20 protein-coding genes are annotated in these 22,372 nt (G+C 68.0%); 9 read left to right on the forward strand and 11 right to left on the reverse strand.

All coding sequences use genetic code 11. The features are described 5' to 3' along the window. Positions 1–23: 23 nt before the first annotated feature. Positions 24–1,085, reverse strand: coding sequence for a histidinol-phosphate transaminase (gene hisC, locus OIE13_RS29240; RefSeq protein WP_326646492.1), 1,062 nt, complete (start codon positions 1,083–1,085; stop codon positions 24–26). A gap of 62 nt (positions 1,086–1,147) precedes the next feature. On the opposite strand from hisC, the gene OIE13_RS29245 reads away from it, so the two are divergent. Then, positions 1,148–1,810, forward strand: a complete 663-nt coding sequence (locus OIE13_RS29245) for a Uma2 family endonuclease (RefSeq protein WP_326828998.1) — start codon at positions 1,148–1,150, stop codon at positions 1,808–1,810. Positions 1,811–1,912: 102 nt separating this feature from the next. Here the strand turns inward: OIE13_RS29245 and OIE13_RS29250 are convergent, their stop codons facing one another. The 5 genes from OIE13_RS29250 to OIE13_RS29270 form a co-directional block, all read right to left on the reverse strand. Next, complete coding sequence (locus OIE13_RS29250) at positions 1,913–2,581, reverse strand: NUDIX hydrolase (protein WP_326828999.1); 669 nt, start codon at positions 2,579–2,581, stop codon at positions 1,913–1,915. Positions 2,582–2,600: 19 nt separating this feature from the next. After that, positions 2,601–4,451, reverse strand: a complete 1,851-nt coding sequence (locus tag OIE13_RS29255) for a DUF4434 domain-containing protein (RefSeq protein ID WP_326646490.1) — start codon at positions 4,449–4,451, stop codon at positions 2,601–2,603. Positions 4,452–4,511: 60 nt separating this feature from the next. Further along, positions 4,512–5,600, reverse strand: a complete 1,089-nt coding sequence (locus tag OIE13_RS29260) for a glycosyltransferase (RefSeq protein ID WP_326646489.1) — start codon at positions 5,598–5,600, stop codon at positions 4,512–4,514. A gap of 19 nt (positions 5,601–5,619) precedes the next feature. Continuing rightward, on the reverse strand, positions 5,620–6,885 hold the full coding sequence (locus tag OIE13_RS29265) for a nucleotide sugar dehydrogenase (protein WP_326646488.1): 1,266 nt from the start codon (positions 6,883–6,885) through the stop codon (positions 5,620–5,622). Positions 6,886–7,014: 129 nt separating this feature from the next. Beyond that, entirely contained in the window at positions 7,015–8,646 is a 1,632-nt protein-coding gene (locus tag OIE13_RS29270) for a glycosyltransferase family 4 protein (RefSeq protein ID WP_326646485.1), read from the reverse strand. Between OIE13_RS29270 and OIE13_RS29275 the strand changes: the two genes are divergently transcribed. The 4 genes from OIE13_RS29275 (at position 8,603) to OIE13_RS29290 (ending at position 14,223) form a co-directional block, all read left to right on the forward strand. Then, positions 8,603–9,070, forward strand: coding sequence for a hypothetical protein (locus tag OIE13_RS29275; protein ID WP_326829000.1), 468 nt, complete (start codon positions 8,603–8,605; stop codon positions 9,068–9,070). The genes OIE13_RS29270 and OIE13_RS29275 overlap by 44 nt on opposite strands. Before the next feature lie 49 nt (positions 9,071–9,119). Continuing rightward, complete coding sequence (gene wecB, locus OIE13_RS29280) at positions 9,120–10,289, forward strand: non-hydrolyzing UDP-N-acetylglucosamine 2-epimerase (RefSeq protein ID WP_326646483.1); 1,170 nt, start codon at positions 9,120–9,122, stop codon at positions 10,287–10,289. A 62-nt stretch (positions 10,290–10,351) separates the two neighbouring features. Beyond that, the gene (locus OIE13_RS29285) at positions 10,352–12,409 is read left to right on the forward strand and encodes a glycosyltransferase family protein (RefSeq protein WP_326646482.1); all 2,058 of its coding nucleotides are present in this window, start codon (positions 10,352–10,354) and stop codon (positions 12,407–12,409) included. 815 nt (positions 12,410–13,224) lie between these two features. After that, positions 13,225–14,223 carry a Fic family protein gene (locus OIE13_RS29290; RefSeq protein WP_326646481.1) on the forward strand — a complete coding sequence of 333 codons (999 nt, stop codon included), beginning with the start codon at positions 13,225–13,227 and terminating at the stop codon, positions 14,221–14,223. Positions 14,224–14,324: 101 nt separating this feature from the next. On the opposite strand, the gene OIE13_RS29295 is transcribed toward OIE13_RS29290, so the two are convergent. After that, on the reverse strand, positions 14,325–14,852 hold the full coding sequence (locus tag OIE13_RS29295; protein ID WP_326830318.1) for an NUDIX hydrolase: 528 nt from the start codon (positions 14,850–14,852) through the stop codon (positions 14,325–14,327). 150 nt (positions 14,853–15,002) lie between these two features. On the opposite strand from OIE13_RS29295, the gene OIE13_RS29300 reads away from it, so the two are divergent. Next, positions 15,003–15,458, forward strand: a complete 456-nt coding sequence (locus OIE13_RS29300) for a helix-turn-helix domain-containing protein (protein ID WP_326646480.1) — start codon at positions 15,003–15,005, stop codon at positions 15,456–15,458. Between the two features lie 427 nt (positions 15,459–15,885). Here the strand turns inward: OIE13_RS29300 and OIE13_RS29305 are convergent, their stop codons facing one another. Then, the gene (locus OIE13_RS29305) at positions 15,886–16,173 is read right to left on the reverse strand and encodes a hypothetical protein (protein WP_326646479.1); all 288 of its coding nucleotides are present in this window, start codon (positions 16,171–16,173) and stop codon (positions 15,886–15,888) included. 227 nt (positions 16,174–16,400) lie between these two features. Between OIE13_RS29305 and OIE13_RS29310 the strand changes: the two genes are divergently transcribed. Continuing rightward, complete coding sequence (locus OIE13_RS29310) at positions 16,401–17,303, forward strand: helix-turn-helix domain-containing protein (RefSeq protein ID WP_326829001.1); 903 nt, start codon at positions 16,401–16,403, stop codon at positions 17,301–17,303. Between the two features lie 48 nt (positions 17,304–17,351). Then, positions 17,352–17,558, forward strand: a complete 207-nt coding sequence (locus OIE13_RS29315; RefSeq protein ID WP_326830319.1) for a DUF397 domain-containing protein — start codon at positions 17,352–17,354, stop codon at positions 17,556–17,558. Between the two features lie 203 nt (positions 17,559–17,761). Here OIE13_RS29315 and OIE13_RS29320 read toward each other — a convergent pair whose 3' ends face one another. The 3 genes from OIE13_RS29320 to OIE13_RS29330 all read right to left on the reverse strand — a co-directional run bounded on the left by OIE13_RS29320 (position 17,762) and on the right by OIE13_RS29330 (position 19,916). Beyond that, complete coding sequence (locus OIE13_RS29320; protein ID WP_326646476.1) at positions 17,762–18,034, reverse strand: GlsB/YeaQ/YmgE family stress response membrane protein; 273 nt, start codon at positions 18,032–18,034, stop codon at positions 17,762–17,764. A gap of 159 nt (positions 18,035–18,193) precedes the next feature. After that, positions 18,194–19,687, reverse strand: coding sequence for an SPFH domain-containing protein (locus tag OIE13_RS29325; protein WP_326646475.1), 1,494 nt, complete (start codon positions 19,685–19,687; stop codon positions 18,194–18,196). Between the two features lie 28 nt (positions 19,688–19,715). Beyond that, a complete protein-coding gene (locus OIE13_RS29330; protein ID WP_326646473.1) occupies positions 19,716–19,916 on the reverse strand; it encodes a hypothetical protein in 201 nt (66 codons plus the stop codon). Between the two features lie 455 nt (positions 19,917–20,371). On the opposite strand from OIE13_RS29330, the gene OIE13_RS29335 reads away from it, so the two are divergent. Next, positions 20,372–22,369 carry an FAD/NAD(P)-binding protein gene (locus tag OIE13_RS29335; RefSeq protein ID WP_326646472.1) on the forward strand — a complete coding sequence of 666 codons (1,998 nt, stop codon included), beginning with the start codon at positions 20,372–20,374 and terminating at the stop codon, positions 22,367–22,369. Positions 22,370–22,372: the final 3 nt, after the last annotated feature.

Here is a 22,372-nt window from a genome sequence, read left to right on the forward strand (position 1 = left end):
CCGGGAGTGCCACCGCGGAGCGGTCAGCTCCTCGGGAAGGCCGCCGCGGCCGCCAGGAAGGTGTCATTGGCCTCGGCGTCGCCGATGGAGACACGGACGCCCTCACCGGCGAAGGGCCGCACCGCGACGCCCTCGGCCGCGCACGCCTCGGCGAAGTCGAGCGTGCGCTCGCCCAGCCGGAGCCAGACGAAGTTGGCCTCGGTCGCCGGCACCGTCCAGCCCTGGGCGACGAGCGCCCCGCGGACCCGGTCGCGCTCCTTGACCACTGTGTCCACCCGCTCCAGCAACTCGTCCTCGGCGGCCAGCGAGGCGATCGCGGCGGCCTGGGCGAGGTGGTTGACCGCGAACGGCACGATCGTCTTGCGGACCGCCGACGCCACCGGCTCCGCGGCGATCAGATAGCCCGCCCGGAGCCCGGCCAGCCCGTACGCCTTGGAGAAGGTGCGCAGCACCGCCACGTTCGGCCGGTCACGGTAGACGGTGACCCCATCGGGGACCCCGGCGTCCCTGACGTACTCGTGGTAGGCCTCGTCGAGCACGACGAGCACGTTCTCCGGCACCCGGTCCAGGAATGCCTCCAGCTCGGCCGCCTGGACCACCGTACCGGTCGGGTTGTTCGGGTTGCAGACGAAGATCATGCGAGTGTGCGGGGTGATCGCGTCGGCCATGGCCTCCAGGTGGTGCCCCTCGCCCAGCAGCGGGACCCGCACCGAGGTCGCCCCCGCCAGGTCGGCCAGGAGCGGATACGCCTCGAAGGACCGCCAGGCGTAGATCACTTCGGCGCCCGGCTCGCTCACGGTCTCGAAGAGCTGCTGGGCCACCGTCACCGAGCCCGCGCCGAGCGCGATGTGCTCGGCCGGCACGCCGAACCGCTCGGCGAGCGCCTCGGTCAGCCCGGTGGCGGCCGGGTCGGGATAGCGGTGCATCTGGGCCGCGGCCCTGGCGACCGCCTCGACGACCGAGGGCAGCGGCTCGTAGGGGGATTCGTTCGAGGAGAGCTTGTAGGACCGGCCGTCGGCGGACACCACGGCCTTGCCTGCCCGGTAAGGGGGCATTGTGTCCAGGATCGCGCGGAAACGAGGCATGGCCTTACTTTATGAGCAGCGGGCGGATGGGGCATCATCCTGTAACACTGGAGGTGAGAGGCATGCCCGACCGGAAGGACGACATGAGCATCGCACCGCCGGCCGAGAGGCCGAGCACCGAGGCGCCGGACGCCGAGACGGAGTCGCCCGAACTGGAGCCGCTTCCCGCCTGGGTGTTTCCTCCCAAAGCGGGCTTCGTGGCTGAGGACCTCGACCGGCTTCGGGGCATCCCCGCACACACGGAACTCATCGATGGCACTCTCGTCTTCGTGAGCCCCCAGACCAACTTCCACTCTCTCGTCATATTTCTGCTGGAAAGTGTGCTGCGTCAAGCCATACCGGCTGACCTGCGCGTTCGCAGGGAAATGACAGTGACGCTCGGAAAGCGCCAGCGTCCCGAGCCCGATCTGATAGTGACCCGGGCCGATGGCGATCTCGGGCTGAAGCAGACCACCTACCAACCGGACGACGTCCTCCTCGCCGTCGAGGTGGTCTCCGCCGAGTCGGAGATCCGCGACCGGGAGCGCAAGCCCGTCCTCTACGCCCAGGCGGGCATCGTCCACTTCTGGCGGATCGAGGAGAAGGACGACCGCCCGGTCGCCTACGTCTACGAGTTGGACCCGGCGACCAGGACCTACGCGCTCATGGGGATCCACCACGACCGGCTGAAAGTCAGCGTCCCGTTCGACGTCGACATCGACCTGACGGAGATCGACAACCTCTGATCGGCCGCAGGCGAGGTCCACGGCTCACCACGGCGGCCCCGGATTCCGCACCCGCGACGTGATCGACCAGGATGTCCTGGCCCACGGCTCACTACGCCGCCCCTACTCCTTGAGGGAGCGGAGCATCGGAGGGTGGAGGAACGTGGCGGGCCCTCGGCAGTAGAGCTTGGCGGGGCGGCCGCCGTCGCGGGTGGTGGTCTCGCCGGTGGGCACCAGGAAGCCCTCGGCCCTGGTGACCTTGCGGTGGAAGTTCCGCGGGTCGAGAACCCGGCCCCAGACGATCTCGTAGACCCGGCGCAGCTCGGCGACGGTGAACTCCGGCGGGCAGAAGGCCGCGCCGAGCGGGGTGTATTCGAGCTTGCCCCGGGCCCGCTCGACCCCGTCGACCATGATGCGCCGGTGGTCGAAGGCCATCTCGCGCAGTAGCGCGGAGACCGGCTGCCAGTTCATGTGCGCCTCGGTGGAGGCGGGAAGGTCGGGGGCGAGACCGAGGTAGGCCACGCTCAGCACGCGCTGGCGCGGGTCGCGGTCGGGGTAGCCGTAGGTCTGCAGCTGTTCCAGGTGGACGGGTGCGCCCGGCAGGCCCGCCCGTTCCGCGAGAATCCGCTCTGCGGCGGCGGGCAGGTCCTCGTCGAGGTGGATGAAGCCGCCTGGCAGGGCCCAGCGTCCCTCGTACGGCGGGTTGTCGCGCCGCCAGACGAGTGCGCTCAGCGCCTGGAAGCGCACCGTGAGGACGACCAGGTCCACGCTGACGGGAATGCGCGGAACCATGGCAGGCACGTTACACCGGTCAGAGCCTCACCCGGACGTGCAACGGCTCGGAGGCGGCCCGCCCGTCGGCCGCGACGACCGAGATCTCGACCCAGGTGTCCTCGGGCACCTGGGACCAGTCGAACGGGATCCACGCCGTCTCCATCCGCACCGGCAGGCCGGGCGGCAGGTCCGTGAGGTTCACCCCGGCCACGTCGACGACGCGGGGCTCCTGCCGGCCCTCCCAGGTAATCGTGACCTTGGACCCCATGGGCATGTTGTAGCCGCGGATCTCCATACCGTCCTGGATGTCGCGTTGCATGCGGACCGCGTCGGCCGCGATGGGCCGGTTCCAGTCACGGGCGATCTCCTCGGCGAGGGACGGCGAGCCGCAGGTGTAGAAGTCGCTCCACATGTAGGAGACGACCTTGGAGACGTAGCGCCCGACCTGTGCCACGGCCGTGTCGAGCCGTTCCTTGTCGGTGCGTCCCCGCGAGGATCCGGCGGCGCAGGGCCCGTCGTCGGACAGCTCGTCGTCGGAGGGCTCGAACGCCTCGACATTGGCCCAGAGCTCCACGTTGTGGCCCTGCTCGGCCATCTCAGCCCGGACGGTTGACATCTCCCGGTAGTAGTCGCGGGTCGAGCCGTGGTAGGCGTCACCGTTGGCCTCGTCTCCGACGACCGGCCGCAGCCGCTTGTCGACCTTCTCCTCGCGCTGGTCGGGCCAGAACAACCCGACCTTCCCCGTTCCCCGGCTGTCCTGTGGCGCGATGATTCCGACCCCGGTTCTGACCAGGGCCTCGAAGCCCGTGGCCACCTGCTGGGGAGTGGCGCTGAACGGCTTCTCCTTGCGGGCGTCAAGGTAGGGGCTGACGAGGACGGGCCTGCCCGGCATCTCCTGCTCAACGATCTCGTGCTGCGAGGCGTACATCTTGAGCGTCGGGTGGTCGTCGTCCGCCTCGCCGGTGTACTTCATCTCACGCATCTGCAACTCGAACGGCTGGTAGAAGCCGCCCAGCGAGGGCCGGTCCCGGAAACGGGCACCGTAGTCCTGCATGACGCGCCGGGTGAGCGTGGTGAGCGTGTTCGTGCCCTGCTTGGCGGCCCGGGTCTGCTGCGCCGGGTCGCGGGGGGCCAGCGGCAGCGCGGGGAACACCTTCACCCCGAACTGGTCGCCGAGGTCGAGCAGCTCGGTGAGGCTGTCCTCGTGCGCGCCCGCGATCAGGATCACGTGGTAGCCACGCCCCTTGCCCCTGATGTTCTCGCAGCTCGCGTCGTCGCTGCCGTCGTCGGTGGCGACGATCCGGTAGAAGACGGCCTTCCTCGTGACGATCTTCCGCTCGAACTCGGGGCAGCGGAAGAGCTGGGAGCCGAACGCCTCGTCGGTCCGGTAGACGAACGTCCAGCTCACCCGGTTGCCCGGGTTGGCCGCTCTGAGGTCGTTCTCCGCCGCGGTCACGCACGGCACCCCGTTCTCCTCGCACGGTTCGTAGCGGGGATCGACCTTCCCCTCGCCGTCGAGGATCCGGCCGCCGTCGTCGACCCTGCGGGCCTGCAGGCCCCAGCCGATCCGGATCACGGTGTCGCCGCCCACCTTGTGGATGGCGGCGAACTGCCGTCGCCAGGTGCAGTGGTCGGCGGTCGGGACGAGCCAGTAGCCGGTGATCGCGTACGGCGCCCCCATGGCCGTGTCGAACGTGCCACACGGGTCGGTGAACTCGGTCGCCTCCGGCACCGGCACCGAGGGGGAGGACGAAGGCGAGAGCGAGGGCGAGAGGGCGAGCGGTGAGCTCCCACTGGTCGGAGAGCCGTCCTCGGCGGGCGTGATCACCACGAACGCCACCACTCCCGCGAGGATCGCCACGCCCAGAAGAGCGATGAGCCAGCGCACGTTCAGGACACTACCGTTCTTGTGATCTGGCAGACATAAGGAGCTTCGCCATGCCGGAAATCAGCTCTTGACGCCCGCCCACGCCTCCAGCTGGGCGACGAAACGACGGGCCGAGTTGGGCCAGTGGTGATTCGCACGGGCCGCCGCATACCCCCGAGCCCCCTGAGCATGCCTCTCCCTGACGTCGTCGCGGAGGAAGAGCACGGCCTGGGCCACGGCTTTGGGATCCTGCCAGGGCACGACCATGCCGCTGTCGTAGCGCTCGACCAGCTCCACCGCGCGGGGCGAGGGGGTGGTGATCACCGGAATGCCGTGGGCCATGTACTCCACGATCTTCGTGGGCATGGAGTGCCGGTAGTTGGGCTCGTCGTGCAGCAGGGAGAGACCGGCCAGCGCGCCGTCGAGCCGCTTGAGCGCCTCGTCGTTGGGCATGAAGTCGCGCCACTCCAGCACGCCCTCCGCCACGGCCTCGTTCAGCGTCGGCCGTGACTGCGGGTCGGCGTAGCCGATCAGCTCGACCGCCACCCGGTACGGCCGGAGCAACCGGGCCACCTCGATGGCCTCGCGCACCCCGCGTGCCTCCGACAGCCAGCCGAGATAGACGATGCGGTCGTCACCCGGCGGCGTCACCTCGTCGGGCACCCAGGTCTCGTTGGGCACCACCAGGTGCGCCTGGTGGAACCGTCCGGCGTAGGCGGTCTCGGCCAGCAGCAGGTGCAGGTGTCGCTCGGCGGTACCTTCGAGGAGGCGGGCCATGAAACGCACCGGCGGTCGGAGGAACGCCGGCAGCCAGGGCTTCAGTGACAGGGTCGCCGGAGTGTCCTCGTGCACGTCCCAGACCACCGGGGGCCGCTTGCGCACCCCCACCACCGCGAGCAGCAGCTCAGGGTCGTGGATGACCGCGAGATCCACCTGCCCGCGCATGCGCTTGAAGACCTTGCGCGCGGCGCGCACCGCCGACAGCCGCTTGCGCTCGGCGGCACGGGGGAGATCGACGCCGTTCACCCAGGAGCGGGCCATGACGCCCCGCGCCGTGTACGGGGCCGCGTACGTGACCTCATGACCGGCATCCACGAGCGCGCGGATCTGCCGGTGCAGGATCCGGGCGTCCTCGGGATGATGCACCACGGTCATGACGAGCACGTGCACTGCGCGCAGCCCTTCGTCACTAGAGCCGCTCGACGCGTTCACCCTCGGCGAGCACGCCTCGGGTGTCGAGCACGAGCTTGCCTTGGTCCTCGACAATCGACAGGTCGAAGGCGGCGTGTTGCTGAAGCAACAGCGTCACGTCGGCTTCGACGACTCCCTTGGCGAGGTCTTCCTCGCGCGGCACCTGGACTCCGTCGACCCGCCAGTCCTTGACGTACGGGTCGGCGAAGACCAGTTCCGCGCCCAGCTCCCGCAGCGCCCGCGCGACCGGCAGGGCCGGGGTCTCACGCTCGTCGGCGATGTCGGGCTTGTACGTGACACCGAGCAACAGCACCCTGGAGCCGTTGACCGGCTTCCTGTGCCGGTTGAGCAGGCGCTGCACGCGGGCCACCACGTACGACGGCATCCGCTCGTTGATCTCCTGGGCCAGTTCGACGAAGCGGAACGGGTAGCCCAGCTTGCGCACCGTGTAGGAGAGGTAGGACGGGTCGACGGGGATGCAGTGACCGCCGACACCTGGTCCGGGGAGGAACTTCTGGAAACCGAACGGCTTGGTGGCGGCGGCCTCGATCGACTCCCAGAGGTCGACGCCCAGCTCGTCGCAGAAGATCGCCATCTCGTTGACGAGGGCGATGTTGACGTGGCGGTAGGTGTTCTCCAGGAGCTTGGCCATCTCGGCCTCGCGGGTGCCGCTGACCGGCACGACCTGCTCGATGAACTGGGAGTAGAACCCGACCGCGCGGTCCTTGCAGGCGGAGGTGTAGCCGCCGACGACCTTCGGGGTGTTGCGCAGGCCGTACTTGGGGTTGCCCGGGTCGATGCGCTCGGGCGAGAAGGCGAGGTGGAAGTCGGTGCCCGCGACGAGGCCGGAGCCCGTCTCCAGGATGGGGCGGGCGACCTCGTCGGTGGTGCCGGGCCAGGTGGTGGACTCCAGGACCACCAGCGAGCCCGCGCGGAGGTTGCGTGCGACGGTGCCGGTGGCGCCCTCGACCGCGGACAGGTCGGGGCGGTGGTCCTCGTCGAGCGGGGTCGGCACGCAGATGACGATGGTCCGGCTGTCGGCCAGAACGGACTCGTCCCCCGTGGCGGTGAAGCCCCCCGCCAGCATGTGCTCAAGGTCGGCGTCGGTCAGGTCGTCGATGTAGGACCTGCCCGCGTTGAGAGCAGCGATCTTGCCGGAGTCGACCTCGAAGCCGATGACCCGCAGACCGGCTGCCGTGGCCTCCTTGGCCAGGGGCATGCCGACGTAGCCCAGACCGATGATGGCCAGGTCGTAGGCAGTCACTGGATGACCTTGGAACGCCGGAAACAACACTTCATGGTCGCAAAGGCTATCTCAAGTCCGAACGAGCTACGCCTAATGCGATTGAACGCATCACAAACGGCAGGTATCCCCAGTGCCATGACAAGGCCATCAATCGGCAATCGATCGGTAAATATCACGGTACGTCTCCGCGATGCGGCTCCAGGTACGCTTCGCGGCCACCTCTGCCCGTCCGGCCTCGCCCATCTCGGCCCTTCGCTCCGGATCGTCACGCAGTCCGGCGATCGCCTTGGCCAGTGCCTCGGGGTCCCCCGCGGGCACCAGAAGCCCGGCGCCGTCGGAGCCCACGAGCTCCGACAGGGCGGGCAGGTCGCTCAGTACGACCGGCTTGCCGAGAGCCATCGCCTCGACCGGTTTCAACGGCGTGACAAGTCGGCAGACGCGCAGGTCCTCCCGGGGACAGACGAAGATGTCGATCGCCGATTGGGCCTGCAGTGCCTCGTCGGGGCCGACCCGTCCCGGCAGGATCGCGATGTCGCCGAGCCCCAGCTCCTCGACCTGCTCCAGCAGTGCCGCCCGCTCCACGCCGTCGCCGACGAGCAGCATCTTGACCGGCGCGCCCTCGTCCCGCAGCAGCGCGGCGGCATTGATCATGGTGGCGAAGCCCTCGTAGGCCACGATGCTCGACACCGAACCCATGACGATGTCGCCGGGCTCGATGCCGTAGGCGGCGCGGAACGCCGCACCGTCGTACTCGGCGCTGAGCAGCGAGTCGTCCACCGCGTTCGGCGCCAGGTAGATCTTTTCCCTCGGCACCCCGCGCTCGACGATCTCGGTGGCCATGGTCTCCGCGAGGGTGACCACCGCGTCGGCGGAGCGCATGATGAACGCCTCGCGGTCGCGCTGGAGCACGTGCCGCTGGCTGCCGATGCGCTTGGGGTCGCGGGAGGCCCAGGTCTCCTCCAGAAAGCCCCGGACCTCGTAGACCATCGGCGTGCCGGTCCGCTCGCGCACCGCCAGCGCCACCGAGCCGTTGCGGTGATCCGTCGCGGCGTGCAGCACCTGCGGCCGCAGGGTCCTGACCAGCTCGGTGACCTCTCCGGCGCCCCGGATCATCCGCCCCTGGCTCTCGAAGGGCACCTCACCGCTCGGGATCAGCCGGTGGTAGGGAATCCCGTCGATCTCCTCGTACGGCATCGCGTCGGCGTGGCCCTGCATCATCGGCCAGCCCCAGCTGGTCACGACGTGCGGATCCAGCCCGGCGGCCTTCTGCGAGGTGACGATGCGGTGCGTGCGGACCGTGTAACCGGCCTGCGTGTACGGCAGCGCGTTGGTCACGCAGTGCAGCACCCGGCCGCGGAACCGCTCGCCCACGATCACCTTGGCCTTGGGCGGGATCGGGTTCGGCTGGATCGCGGCCAGTTCTCCGGCGTAGTAGGCGGCCCGGCGCTTGATGAAGGGGTAGCGGGTGTGTGCCCGGAGCACCTCGGCGGCCTCGCTCATCCGGCCGGCGTCGAAGTGCTCCTTCGCCTCGGTCCACGGGCCCTTGACCATGCGCATGCCGAGCTTGCGTACGACGATCTTGGCGCGGCGCGCGACCGGCCAGGCGAACCGGCCCACGATGGGACGGACGCTCGACGGGAGCGTCTCGGCAGCCGCCTGCGCCACGCGTACCGGATCTGACTTGACCTTTGTCGCCACGACCCGGGAGACGATCACCGGGTGCTGGACGAAACCCTTGATCAGTCCGCGCAGCCCGGCCCTGGCCGACTTCGCCGACACCGGAGCCTGTGACACCGGAGCCTGTGACACCGGCTCGGTCGGGGGCGTCGTCTTGACCGGGGGCGTCGTCTCGGTCGGGGGCGTCGTCTCGTCCGGGGGCGTCGTCGGAGCGGGGAGCGTCACAGAGGCCTGGGGCGTGTCCGAGCCGGGGAGAGTCTCCACGACCGGGGGCGTTTCCGCGCTCGGCGGCGGGGCCGGCTCAGTGGGCGTGTCCACGGCCGGAGGCATCTCCACGGCCGAGGTCGTCTCCGGCTCGGAGTGCGTCTCCGTCTTCGGGGTCGTCACCGTGCCCGAGGTCGCCAGCGGCTCCGCGTCAGGCTCGGTGGCCGGAGACGTCACCGCTGAGGAGGGTGTCGTCGGCACCGAGGGCTTCGCCGGAACCGAGGGGGAGTCTGGCCTGTTGGCATCGGATACCACGCCGTGACCGTACCATAGGCAAGGTTTGCCCCACTGCCGCATGAAAGGCGAGGTCAATGAGGGACTTCGACCGTCCGGGTGCTGCTCAGGGCCCGGAGAATCCCCTTGTCCTGCACGTGCTGGGCGCACGGCCCAACTTCGTGAAGGCCGCTCCCGTGGTGCGCGCGCTCGCCGAACTGGGCGTGCGGCAGGGCATCATCCACACCGGTCAGCACTACGACGCGCTCATGTCGGACGTGTTCTTCGCCGACCTCGGCCTCCCCGAGCCGATCGCCAACCTGGCCGTCGGTTCCGGCTCGCACGCCCGCCAGACGGCGGCGCTGCTCGTCGGCCTTGAGGACGTGGTGCTTGAGCAGCGGCCGACGCTGGTCGTCGTCTACGGCGACGTGAACTCGACGCTGGCCGCGATCCTGGTGTGCGCCAAGCTCAACGTGCCGACCGCGCACGTGGAGGCGGGCCTGCGCTCCTTCGACCGTGGGATGCCCGAAGAGGTCAACCGGGTCATCACCGACGGTCTGTCCGACATCCTCTTCGCCACCTCCCCCGACGCGCTCTCCCACCTGGCCGCCGAGGGGATCGACCCGGCCCGGGTGCACCTCGTCGGCAACCCGATGATCGACAGCCTGTTCTCGGCGCTGGACCACCTCGACCCCGCCCCGGTCCGCTCCCGGCTCGGTCTTCCCGAGCGGTACGGGGTCGCCACCCTGCACCGTCCCGGCAACGTCGACGACCCCGCCTCCGCCAAGGAGCTGGTCGAGGCGGTGCTGTCGGTGAGCGAGCGCCTTCCGATCATGGTGCCGCTGCACCCGCGCGGCCGGACCCGCCTGGCCGAGGCCGGGCTGGTGGACGGGGAGAATCTGCGCATCGTCGATCCGCTGGGCTACGTGGACTTCCTGTCGCTGGTGCGGGGCGCGACGCTGGTCGTCACCGACTCCGGCGGCGTCCAGGAGGAGACGACCATGCTGGGCGTCCCCTGCCTTACCGTGCGGCCCAACACCGAGCGGCCGATCACCATCACGCACGGCACCAACCGGCTGGTCACCCCGGCGCAGCTGCCCGCCGCCGCCGACCTGGCGCTGGCGGACGGCGCGGCGACGCCGTCGGGCGAGCTGCCCCCGCTCTGGGACGGCAAGGCCGGCCCTCGGATCGCCCGGGTGATCGAGAGCTGGTTGCGTGGCAACAACCTCTCCCCGGCTGGGCAGTCCGTACCGCCCAAATCCCTTTAAAACGATTATTTCGGCACGGCTTAGGCCGTAGCCTGGCACGACCCAGGACGAAGGCGATCCCCATGAGCGATGAGACCCCCGAAGAGCCGAAGTTCCAGCGTCTCGGGCCGATCAACTGGCTGCCCGAGGAGCGCAAGGTCGTCGAGCGCTTCGAGGAGCGCGTCCGGGACCTTGAGCGGCGGCTCGCCATCGCCGAGGCGAAGGCCGACTACGCGCAGTGGAAGCTGGAGTCGACCAAGGTGCAGCGCCCGTACCGGGTGGCCGAGGCGCTGACCGCGGCCAAGGGGTCGGGGGTCACCGCGCTGCCGGGCAGGCTGCGCTCCGCGATGCAGGCGCGCAAGGGCCCCAAGCCGCCCCGCCCGGTGGCCGAGGTGATCGCCGAACTCAACCAGCAGGGGCCCGTGGTCGACGTACCGCAGGTCAAGTGGCCGACCGGTCCCATCGTCCGCCCGGACATGAAGGTCGCTGTCATCCTGGACGACTTCTCCCGGATGGCGTTCAAGTACGAGTGGGACCAGATCGAGTTCGGGCTCCGCGACTGGCCGGAGATCTTCGCCGAGCGCCGGCCCGAGCTGCTGTTCGTGGAGTCGGCCTGGCACGGCAACCAGGGCCGCTGGCGCTACCAGATGACCGGGACGAACGCCCCCAAGCCCGAGCTGCGCGCCCTGATCGACTGGTGCCGCGTCGAGGGGATCCCCACGGTCTTCTGGAACAAGGAGGACCCGCCGAACTTTGACTTCTTCATCGACACGGCCAAGCTGTTCGACTACGTCTTCACCTGCGACGGCGACATGGTTTCCCGCTACCGCGAGGTGCTGGGCCACGACCGGGTCGACGTCCTGCAGTTCGCCGCTCAGCCCCGGGTGCACAACCCGATCCAGGAGAAGCGCGGGCGCCTGAACGACGTGGTCTTCGCGGGCATGTACTTCAGGGACAAGCACCCCGAGCGCCGCGAGCAGATGGAGACCGTCCTCGCTCCGATCCGCGAGCTCGGCCTGCACATCTTCGCGCGCAACGGGACCGTGGACGAGAAGTACGCCTGGCCTGCCGAGTACGTCCCGCACATCGTGGGCGAGCTCCCGTACGACCAGATGCTGGCCGCGTACAAGATGTACAAGGTCTTCCTCAACGTGAACTCGGTGCTCGACTCGCCGACCATGTGCGCTCGCCGGGTCTTCGAGCTGTCGGCCTGCTCGACGTCGATCGTCTCGGGCTGGTCCCGGGCCATCGAGGAGACCTTCGGGTCGCTGATCCCGATCGCCCGTGACGAGCTGGAGTCGTACAACCAGGTCCTGCACCTGATCAACAGCCCCGAGCTGCGCGCCCGCCAGGGGCATCTGGCGATGCGCGAGGTCTTCGACAAACACCTGTTCTCGCACCGGGTGGACCAGATCCTGGAACTGCTCGGCAAGCCGGTTCAGCGGCGGACCCGGTCGATCTCGGTGGTGCTGCCCACCAACCGCGCCACCCAGATCGAGCACGCGATCTCCTCGGTGGCCAAGCAGACCCACCGTCCTGTCCAGCTCGTCATGGTCCTGCACGGGCTCGACATCGACCCCGTCGTGGTGGCCGACAAGGCGCGGATGGCCGGGATCACCGACGTCGTGGTGCTGCCCGCCGACTCGTCGCTGTCACTGGGTGCCTGCCTCAACCTGGGCATCGCCACCGCGGAGGGCGAGCTGATCGCCAAGATGGACGACGACAACCTGTACGGCGAGCACTACCTGTCGGACCTGGCCCGCGCCTTCGACTACTCCGACGCCGAACTGGTCGGCAAGGGCGCGCACTACGCCTACTTCGAGGGCAGCAACACCACGATGCTGCGCCTGCCGGGTCTGGAGCACCGCTACGCCTTCCTGGTGCAGGGCGGCACCTTCCTCGGCAAGGCCGACATGTTCCGGCACTACGGCTTCGAGGACGTGACCCGGGGCGAGGACACCCGTCTGGTCCGCCGGCTCAAGGAGGATCGGGTCAAGATCTACTCCGCGGACCGGTTCAACTTCGTCTACTGGCGCAGCGGCGACGCGGGCATGCACACCTGGCAGGCCGACGACATCAAGCTCACCCGCAACGCGCAGTTCTCTTTTGCGGGGCATCCGGACGCGCATGTGATGATCTGATTTTTTGGCCGGGCCGTCGCGGGGGTTCCGGCGTGCTTGATGGCGGGTCGGCTGTTCTCGGGGACGCGTTCTCTCGGGGACGCGTTCTCTCGGGGACGCGTTCTCTCGGGGACGCGTTCTCTCGGGGACGCGTTCTCTCGGGGACGCGTTCGCGCTCCGGTGGGCGGGTGCTCCGGGCGGCCGTTGTTGGTGGCGGGTCTGGGGGTTCAGGCCTCCGGCCTGGCGGGCGCGCTGGTTGCGGATTCTTATAAGCCGCCCGGAGCACCCGCCCACCTCCGCGCACCCCTTGCCTCGCCGTACGCCCTGCGGGCCGTAGCCGCTTTCCTACGGGCCGCCGATTGGGCTCTTCGACGCTGAAGCAATCCGTACGGGGGTCGTCCGAGGTCCAGCGCCGTAGCTGAAGCATCGGTGCGGAAAGGAGCGCAGGGAGGCTCACCGTAGTTCATCAGACCCGTCGTGATTCGCCGTCGCCGGTCAGCTTGCTGCGGCTTGTCGTTGCCGGTCATGGCTTGGCTCAGGGGCGAGTGTGATCGGTCTGGCAGGGCACACCGCGACTCGGGCCGCCACCGCGACCGGAGGGTACCTCGCTCCACTCCTCTACCGTGGTCCAACCGGACAGGCACACCGCGACTCGGATCGCCACTGTGACCAGAGGGAGGGGTACGCCTCGCTGACGTCTTGTCCTCCTTGGTCGTGGCGCCGGATCGCCAGGCCAGTTGTTCGGTTCGCTTCTTTCGGTGAAGGCGAACAACCCAAGTCGACTTTGTTCGGTACAGTTAATTCGACCCAGCCGAACAAAATTATGGGGAGCATCGGTGTCAGGACCGGGCAGGCCGTCCAGGGCGACTGTGTATCAGCGCCTCGACGAGGCCGTTCGAGAACTCCGTGACCGCTTGGGTGGATTGCCCTCGCCCGCTGAGGCAGAGGACATCTGGTCTGACATCTGGCACCAGGAAGCCCACAACAGCACTGCGATCGAGGGCAACACGCTCGTACTGCAAGAGGTGGAGAAGCTCCTTGAGGAGGGCCGGGCGGTAGGCGCGAAGCCGCTCAAGGACTACATGGAGGTAAGGGGATACGGCGACGCCGCGAAGTGGGTGTATGGGCAGGCGCTGGAGCCGGGAGACTGGCAAAACGGAGATCTCATCACGCTCCAGGAGGTTCGTCAGATACACCACACCGCCATGTCGCTCGTGTGGGCTGTAGACCCCCATCCTCATGCCACCCCCGCCGAAGGCCCGGGGAACTTCCGGCAGCACGAGATCGCCAAGTTCCCGGGAGGTATGAAGCCGCCGCCATGGCCGGAAGTCGACCCCCGGATGCGAGACTGGGTGAAGGCTGTCGACGACCTTCGCGGTGAGTCCGAGGAACCCCTCCCCGAACGCTTGGCCCACGTTCATAACCGGTTCGAAGAAATACACCCGTTCCTTGACGGCAACGGACGGACGGGCCGTTTGGTGCTCAACCTGATACTTTCCAGGATTGAATATCCACCAGCGATCATCTACAAGCGTGACCGTGACAAGTACCTTCAGGCGATGCGTCGAGCCGACAATGACGAGTTCGGCCCATTGGGTGAACTCATCGCACGCAGCGTGACGACGAATCTGTACCGCTTCGTTATGCCGGCGGTGGCCGGCCCGGTCAAGCTTGTCCCCCTACCTGCTCTCGCGACGCGCGACGTCACCGAAAATGCCCTCCGGGTAGCTGCCGCACGGGGACGACTCCGTGCGGTCAAGGGGGACGACGGTATGTGGCGTAGCAGCAAGAAGTGGGTGAACGACTATCTCAAGTCGAGGCATCGCCGGTCGTGATGTCTCTGCCATGGATAAAATATGACTTGAGCAGCAGGAATACCACCAGCAGTGCCTTTACAAGATACCGAACGGCTACTGCGGCATCGGTGGCACCAACGTCAAGCCGGGTGACCCGTCCGGGTGGGGCGCCTGCCAGACGGGCCTAGTTCCGACCAAGGAGTAACTCCACAGATCTCGCTGGACGGCTCGCGCTCAATTCCCGGGCGCGAGCCGTCATACTGTCCGGCCACAGTTGATCCGCTGATCGTCCGCCGTGTCGGCTGTCCGGATCTCAGCCGCCGCCTACAACTCGGTGAGGACGTATACAGCAGCGCGGCCATGCCGGTGCCGCTCACGATGTCACCCTTGCCGACTGGCCAAGGGATGTCGCCCAGCGGTACCCACTCGACACGCTCGGCCTCCCATCCCTCGGTGGGCGGGCCGATGTAAGTGGTGCTGTCGGTGCGGAAGATGTGGTGAACGGAGTCGGAGCTGCCGTTAGTGGGCTGCTTCACCAGCGGGCGCAGTGGCCCAGGTCGCCAGCTGGTCTCCTTCTCGACCTCGCGCGCTGCGGCGACTGCCGGCTTCCCCGTCCTCGATCTTCCCGACGGGGATCTCCCGCCCCCAGGAGTCGGTGATGAAGCGATGCGGCCAGATCAGAAGCACCCGGCGCCGCTCATCGGTGACCACGGTACCGGCTCCGGGCGCGGTGCGGATCAGCCGGTGTTCCAGATACCTGCTGTCATCGCTTGCGTTTATTTCGTTTGTTGCGGATACTGTGAGAAGGAGGTACGGCGATGACAGATGTGCAGGCCAAGCGGGTACAGCCCGGAAGCATTGATGCCGAGATGGCTGGCCGTGCTGTGCGCCGCATCAAGGACTACCTCATGCGATCTCACGAGCAGTCGGCCATCCGTGTTGTCGTGGAACACGGTGCTGAGGACCCATTGATCTTGCCTCGGGAAGCTGTGAGCCTGTTGGCCTTCATCCTTGCCCAGGCGGCTGAAGGGCGAGGGGTGACGGTCATCCCCTCTCAGGCTGAGCTGACGACCCAGCAGGCGGCGGACATGCTGAACGTCTCGCGCCCCCACCTGATCAAGCTTTTGGAGGAAGGAGGGATCCCCTTCCGCTTGGTTGGCAAGCACAGGCGTGTTACATACGAGGACCTTCAGGAGTACAAACGTCGCGATGGCGCCAAGCGCCGTACGGCTGCCGATCAACTTGCTGCGCTAGGCCAGGAGCTGGGCATCTGAGCATGAGCTTTGTGGTGGTCTATGACGCGAACGTGCTCTATGGCAACACACTTCGCGACCTGCTCATCCGCCTGGCCATGACGGGACGGCTCCAGACCAGGTGGACCAGCGGGATTCGCGACGAAATGCAGCGCAACGCGGGTCGCCGAGGCGAGGGTGACAGTGAGAACGATGTGTCGGCTGAAGCGAACCACTACCACCAGCGATACCTGTTCAAAGTACCGGACGGCTACTGCGGCATCGGGGGCACCAATGTCAAGCCAGGCGACCCGTCCGAGTGGGCCGCCTGGAAGACGAGCGTGGTTCTGGCTGAATCCGGATCGCACAGGCGGTTCTGGTGCAGGCGAAGTGGACTCAGCAGATCTCGGATGAGGCATTTGGGGCGATCGGACGTAGCGGCAGGTCGCCTGTTCGTAGGCGTTCACGTTCATGCGATCGCCGCCGAGACGATGACGTCGGCGGCGTTGTCGGCCCCGGCCCAGACCCCTTCGCCCGGCCGCCACACCCTGGCCCACCAGGGCCGCCAGACGAACACCCACCCGCAGGCGCGACGGATGACGGCGATCCGGACCCGGGTCTCGCCCACCGCCATGACCTCCAGCACCGGCTGCCCCACCTGGGGCAACACCAGCGAGGTACTCACCCCCAGCCCCCGCAGGTCCCACCCCAGCCGCACCAGGTGAATCAACTGCTCTTGTGAACCACATTCCTTCATCTGCTGTCTGTCCTTTCAGTCGTACGGCTTGTGGGTGCATTCGTTGGTGTCATGGACCGTTCGCAATAGAGGAACGACCTGACTGATTCGCAGCTCGCCATCGGACGGTTGCGCCAAGTAGTTGGACTTTGACGTCTGAAGCCTTGAACCATGGAAGCATTGCAAGTGTGTTCCCGTAGCTGCTTTTTGGCAACTGCCAGCAAGCAACTGCCCAAAAAGAGATCATTATGAAAATGCGGCCGACTTATACCGATAGTGAGGATTTGGGATTGGTTCGTCAGGCACACAGCCCAACCGTCAGGCGGCGTCGGCTTGCCGCCGAACTGCGTCGAATTCGGGAGGAAAAGGGGCTGACTATCGATCAGGTGGCCGAACAGCTCGATTGGCACGCCACCAAGCTGAGCCGTTTCGAGACTGGCCGCAGGGCGGTGCAACCCAGCGACGTGCGAGCCTTGCTCGCTGTCTACGAGGTCCAGGACAGGGAGCGCGACGCGTTGCTCACCTTGGCCCGGGAAGCTCGGCAACGCGGCTGGTGGCATGTCTATGGGCAGGCTGTGCCTGAATGGTTCGAGGTCTACGTCGGCTTGGAGTCAGAAGCCTCGGCACTGCATCTTTACGAATCCGAGTTCGTGCCGGGGCTGCTGCAGACCGGGGACTACATACGTGCGGTGCATCGTGCCGCACAGATCAGAGCATCCGAAGAAGAGGTAGATCAGCGAGTAATGGTGCGCGTCGCGCGCCAGAAGCTGCTGGAAAACGATGACCCACCACACCTGTGGGTGATCATCAACGAAGCGGCCATCCGGCGTCCGGTCGGAGGCGTCCAGGTGATGCGTACCCAGCTCGAATACCTGGTGCAGGCCGCCACACTGCCACACGTGACCCTTCAGGTTCTGCCGTTTTCAGCTGGAGCGCATCCGGCGATGGGCGGAGGATTCCACGTACTCCAGTTCGGCCCGAACGATCCTGATGTGGTCTACATCGAGTACCCCACCGGAACGATTTATCTGGAAAAGCAGTCCGAAGTAGAGCGGTATACGCTGATGTTCAACCACCTGCGTGCTGCTGCCCTGCCTACCGACTCTTCGGGGGAGCTCATCGCACGAGTGGCGAGCGAACTTGGGAAGTGACGACCGATTCAAGAGAAAACGGAGTGCGGGACGGTGGAGAACCAGCCTGTGGACCTATCCCATGCGGAGTGGCGCAAGAGTTCGTGTAGCAATGGCAACGGCGGAGCGTGTGTCGAGGTGGCAGGTAATCTGTCTGGGATCGTGGCCGTCCGGGACAGCAAAGACGCCCACGGCCCGGCGCTGATCTTCTCACCTGACGAGTGGCGAATCTTCCTTGGTCGTATCAAGGCTGGAGACTTCGACACACGTCCCTGATCGCGTGACTGGTCGGGGAGGGTTTCCAAGCGTGAGTTGGGCATCCGTGTTCGAGGCGTATGACGTGTTCTGGGCGGTGGCCATGCGTGACGACGGCCCCGGTCCGGAGGGTTCCGGGCCGGGGGCGTCGTGGGTGCCGGGGCGCCGGTCTCCGGCTTCCCGGGTTTTTCCGGGAACCCGGCTCCGGGCACGGGTGGACTTGGTTACCGGACGCCTCGCCTGCCGTACAGGCTCACCGCCAGAAGGACGCCGACGGCGGCCAGGGCGATCTGGATGATGAGTTCGACCCAGTCGATGCCCGACGTGGTGGCGACTCCGAGGGCTCCGGCGATCGCGGTGCCGATGAGGGCGGCGACGATACCGATGACGATGGTCAGCCAGATCGGGATGCCCTGCTTGCCGGGCACGACGAGCCGACCGAGGGCACCGATGACGGCGCCGATGACGATGGCGGTGATGATGCCGGTGACTGTCATGTTCCACGCTCCTGTCTGCTCAGCTGCCAGGCGTATGCCCTGAGGAAGGGCGACAACACATAACGGAGTGCCCCGAATTAGTGGCCACGGGTCACGATCCTGTCTTGAAGTGGTCGTATACGGGTTCCGGCCTGTGATCGTCCCCGGGGATTCCCGGTGTCAGGGGGTCGGGTCGACGGGCTTTCCGGGGGTTTCGACAGCCGTGGTGCCGTTGGAAACGGCGGGGGTGGCGGGGGCTCCGGGGGTGCTGCCGGGGGTGGTGCCGCTCAGCAGGGAGCGGGCGAGTCCGAGACCGGCGCCGCCGAGGGTGAGAGCCTTGGCGAGCATCTCCTCGACGCCCTGAGCGCCGTTGAGCACGACCATGTGGTCGACGTTGCCGAAGGCCCTCGCCCCCGCCTCGACGATCTGCGGCCAGTTCTCGGCGAGCTGCTGGGCGATGACCGCCTCCTGGTTCTCGGCGAGGGCCTCGGCACGGGCCCGGATCGCGTCGGCCTCGGCCAGGCCCTTCGCCTTGGCCGCCTCGGCCTCCGCGAGTCCCTGTGCCCTGGAGGCCTCCGCGGCGGCCAGACCGGTGGCCTTCGTCGCGTCGGCGGCGGCGAGGCCGCGCAGCCGCACGGACTCCGCCTCGGCCGCGGCGGCCTGCTTGACCTGCGACGCCTGCGCGGCGGCGCGAAGCTCGGTCTCGCGGGCCTCGGCCTCGGCCTGGGCGATGCGGGCGTCGCGCTCCGCCTGGGAGGCCGTCACCGTCTCGTACGCCCTGGCGTCGGCGGGCTTGCGGACCTGAGCCTGGAGTCGCTGCTCGGCCAGCGCCGCCTCAAGCTCCGCGGCACGGGTCTCCTGGACGACGACCTCCTGGCGGGCGGACGCCTCGGAGAGCGGCCCGGCCTGGCGGGACCTGGCCAGGGCCTCGTCGATCTCGGCCTGGTAGGCGGCCTGCTTGATCTGGGAGTCGCGCCAGGCGGCGGCCTTGTTGGCTGCGGCGACCTGTTCGGCCTCGGTGGCCTCCTGGTCGCGCTGGGCCTCGGCGATGCGTGCCGAGGCGGCGATTCTGGCGGCGTGCGGCTTGCCGAGGTTGGTGATGTAGCCCGTCTCGTCCTCGATCTCCTGGATCTGCAGGGAGTCGACGATCAGGCCGAGCTTGATCATCTCATCGGCGGCCGAGGCGCGGGTCTCGCCGGTCAGCCGCTCGCGGTTGAGGATGAGGTCCTCGACCGTCAGGTTGCCGATGATCGACCGCAGGTGGCCGGTGAACAGCTCGTGGATGGCGCCGTTCATCGAATCCTGTTGGTCCAGGAAACGGCGGGCGGAGTTGGCGATCGAGTGCAGGTCGTCGCCGACCTTGTAGATCACGACGCCGCGTACGACCACCGGGATGCCCTGCTGGGTGACGCAGGAGACCTGGAGGTTGGCGGCACGGCTGTCCAGGCGCAGGCGGCGCGCGGTCTGGAATCCGGGGAGCACCGAGGTGCCCTTACCTGTGATGATCTTGAATCCGAGGCTGTCGGCCTCCTCGGCCCTGCCCCGGGCGCCGAGCCCGGAGATGATCAGCGCCTCGTTGGGCTCGGCCACCCGCCAGATGGCCTTGAACAACAGGACGATGACGAGAAGGGCGACGAGGACGACGCCCCCGATGACGAAGTACTCCGTAGGCATCGCGGCCTCCACGATGGGGGATGAGGTGTCAGGCGAGCGCTCGGGCGACGTAGACGGTGCGCGGCGGGAAGAAGGTGACGACCACGACGATCGAGCCGGTGGCGATCTCCTCGTCGGGAACCGTGGGATACGCGTAGAACGCCTCGACACCGCCGCGGACCGCCACCATCACCTCCCCGACCAGGCCGGGACCGATCTTTCCGGTGACCCTGCCCTCTTTACCGACCACGCGATACTCCCCGGACCAGCTGTCAGAGGGAAAACGAATGCCTACCATGCCGCGGCATGAGCTCTGCCGGACTTCCACCGTTAATCCCCGTGCTTCACCTTATACAGGTAACGAGCCGACTCACCATAACGTTCCGGCTTATCCCGACAATCCATACAGCAGGCGCCCCTCGCATCCACGTCGCCTCCTGACCCGCGGAATCCGAGGTCAGTGCCGGAAAGGCGCGGAGCGGGCGGAGCGGTGCGTGCCGGCGCGCCGGGATGCTCCCGGCTAGGGCTGTTTTCCCCGGACCGGATAAGCCGGCGTGACGTCGATGCCCTTTTCAATTCCCGTCGACCACGACATGGCTCTCATGCAGGAGATATCGTGACAGCGCGCTAATGGCATGGGTAAAAAGTTCCCGAAAACGCAGCGCGGCGACCGCGGCGATCCATTCACATCGTGATGATCGCCCCATGACCGATCCTCATGAGATCAATCCACTTAAGGCCCTGGAACTCGGCATGGACCGGCCCATCTCCCGCCGGGACTTCTTCGACGGGATGATCGCGGCCACGGGGATCGCGGCGGCGTGCTCGCTGCCCGGAGCCGGCGGATGGGACGCCTCCCCCGCCGAGAGCGCGGCGAAGGCGTCCCGCCTCGCCGACGCGGAAGATCTGGAGCTTTCGCCCGACACCTCCTACCCGCCGTCCCTCACCGGGCTGCGCGGCGACACCGCGGAGGCGCTGAGCGTGCCCCACGCCCTTCGCGACCAGCGGTTCTGGGCGTACGCGGGCATGCCCGAACCCACCGGCGAGCGCTATGACCTGGTCGTGGTCGGCGCGGGGATCAGCGGTCTCAGCGCGGCCCACCGGTGGCTGGAGCGCGACCCCGGCGCGCGGATCCTGATCCTGGACAACCACGACGACATCGGCGGGCACGCCCTGCGCAACGAGTTCCGCCCGAGGGCCAGGAAGGGGCCGCTGGTCGCGTACGGCGGGTCACGGGCGATCATCAACCCGGCGGCGTGGACCCCCGAGGGGAAGGACCTGCTCGCCAAGCTGGGCATCCGCCCCGAGAGGCTCGCCGGGGAGCGGCGGCTGTACGCGGACCTGGGGATGCACGACAGCGTCTTCTGCGACCGGGAGACCTTCCCGGCCGAGAGGCTGGTCGTGTTCACCCCCGGCAAGCGGGCACCGCGGTGGATCGCCGAACTGCCGGTCGCGGAGCAGGCCGGAAAGGACCTGCTCATGCTGTACGGCGCCCCTCCGGACTGGTTTCCCGGCCTGTCCGGTGAGGAGAAACAGGAACGGCTCGCCCGGCTCACCTACTCGGGTTTCCTCGCCGAGGTCTGCGGGGTCCACCCGGACGTGCTGAAGTTCGTCCAGACCATGCCGAGTGACGAGTGGGCCTACGGCTCCGACGCCTTCGGCGCGATCGACGCCTGGGCCGGCGCCGACGAGTACCGGTACCCAGGGTTCCAGGGGCTCGGGCTCGATGCCTCCAAGCCGTCCAGATACAACTCCCCGACCGTGATCAAGGAGTGGGACACGGACGAGCCTCGCGCCTACCGCTTCCCCGAGGGCAACCAGGCGATCGTCCGGATGATGGCCGCCCGGATGATTCCCGGCTTCGCCACGACGGGCGACATGGCGGGGATCACCACCGCGAGCTTCGACTACGGTCTGCTCGACCGGCCGGGCAACCGGGTCCGGGTACGCCTGTCCAGCCCGGTGGTCTCGGCGGTCAACGACGGCCTGCCGGAGGCGGCCACCGGTGCCACGGTCGGCTACTTCGACGGCAAGTGGGTACGGACCGTACGGGCCGGAAGCGTGATCATGGCCTGCTGGAACTCGATGATCCCCTACCTGGTCGGCGACCTGCCGTCCGCGCAGCGGGCGGCGCTGTACCGGGCGGTCAAGGTGCCCGTGCTGTACGCGACGGTCCAGCTCCGTGACTGGCGGGCCTGGCAGGAGATCGGGATCAGACGCGCCAGGTTCACCGGCGCCCGCTGGTGCGTGGCCGAGCTCGACGACCCGGCCGACGTCGGCGGCTACCGGTGCCCGAGGACACCCCGGGAGCCGATCGCGGTGCACATGGTCAGCACGCCCGTCACCCCCGGCGTGTCACCCGCGCGCGGCTCGATCGCCGGTCGGTACGCCCTGATCGAGACACCGTACGGGCAACTGGAGTACAGCATCCGCGACCAGCTCACCCGGCTGCTCGGCCCGGGAGGCTTCGACGCGGCCCGCGACATCGAGGCGATCACGATCAACCGGTGGGGGCACGGCTACACACCCGAGTACGCCACCCCGTGGGACCTCGACTTCTACCCCGACGGGAACCCGCCGGCGGCCGTTGCCCGCCGGCCGCACGGCCGGATCGCGATCGCCAACTCCGACTCCGTACCCGCCGCCCGCGCCGACGCGGCCGTCACCGCCGCCTACCGCGCGGTCGCCGAGCTCCAGCGCTGACGG

It is taken from the genome of Streptosporangium sp. NBC_01810, from assembly GCF_035917355.1.
GTDB lineage: Bacteria > Actinomycetota > Actinomycetes > Streptosporangiales > Streptosporangiaceae > Streptosporangium.

Coding starts and splice junctions, on each gene's coding strand:
- OIE13_RS29250 (WP_326828999.1), bottom strand. CDS start 2,581: ATGGTTCCGCGCATTCCCGTCAGCGTGGACCTGGTCGTCCTCACGGTG.
- wecB (WP_326646483.1), top strand. CDS start 9,120: ATGAGGGACTTCGACCGTCCGGGTGCTGCTCAGGGCCCGGAGAATCCC.
- OIE13_RS29320 (WP_326646476.1), bottom strand. CDS start 18,034: ATGACAGTCACCGGCATCATCACCGCCATCGTCATCGGCGCCGTCATC.
- OIE13_RS29245 (WP_326828998.1), top strand. CDS start 1,148: ATGCCCGACCGGAAGGACGACATGAGCATCGCACCGCCGGCCGAGAGG.
- OIE13_RS29325 (WP_326646475.1), bottom strand. CDS start 19,687: ATGCCTACGGAGTACTTCGTCATCGGGGGCGTCGTCCTCGTCGCCCTT.
- OIE13_RS29300 (WP_326646480.1), top strand. CDS start 15,003: ATGACAGATGTGCAGGCCAAGCGGGTACAGCCCGGAAGCATTGATGCC.
- OIE13_RS29335 (WP_326646472.1), top strand. CDS start 20,372: ATGACCGATCCTCATGAGATCAATCCACTTAAGGCCCTGGAACTCGGC.
- hisC (WP_326646492.1), bottom strand. CDS start 1,085: ATGCCTCGTTTCCGCGCGATCCTGGACACAATGCCCCCTTACCGGGCA.
- OIE13_RS29285 (WP_326646482.1), top strand. CDS start 10,352: ATGAGCGATGAGACCCCCGAAGAGCCGAAGTTCCAGCGTCTCGGGCCG.
- OIE13_RS29310 (WP_326829001.1), top strand. CDS start 16,401: ATGAAAATGCGGCCGACTTATACCGATAGTGAGGATTTGGGATTGGTT.
- OIE13_RS29305 (WP_326646479.1), bottom strand. CDS start 16,173: ATGAAGGAATGTGGTTCACAAGAGCAGTTGATTCACCTGGTGCGGCTG.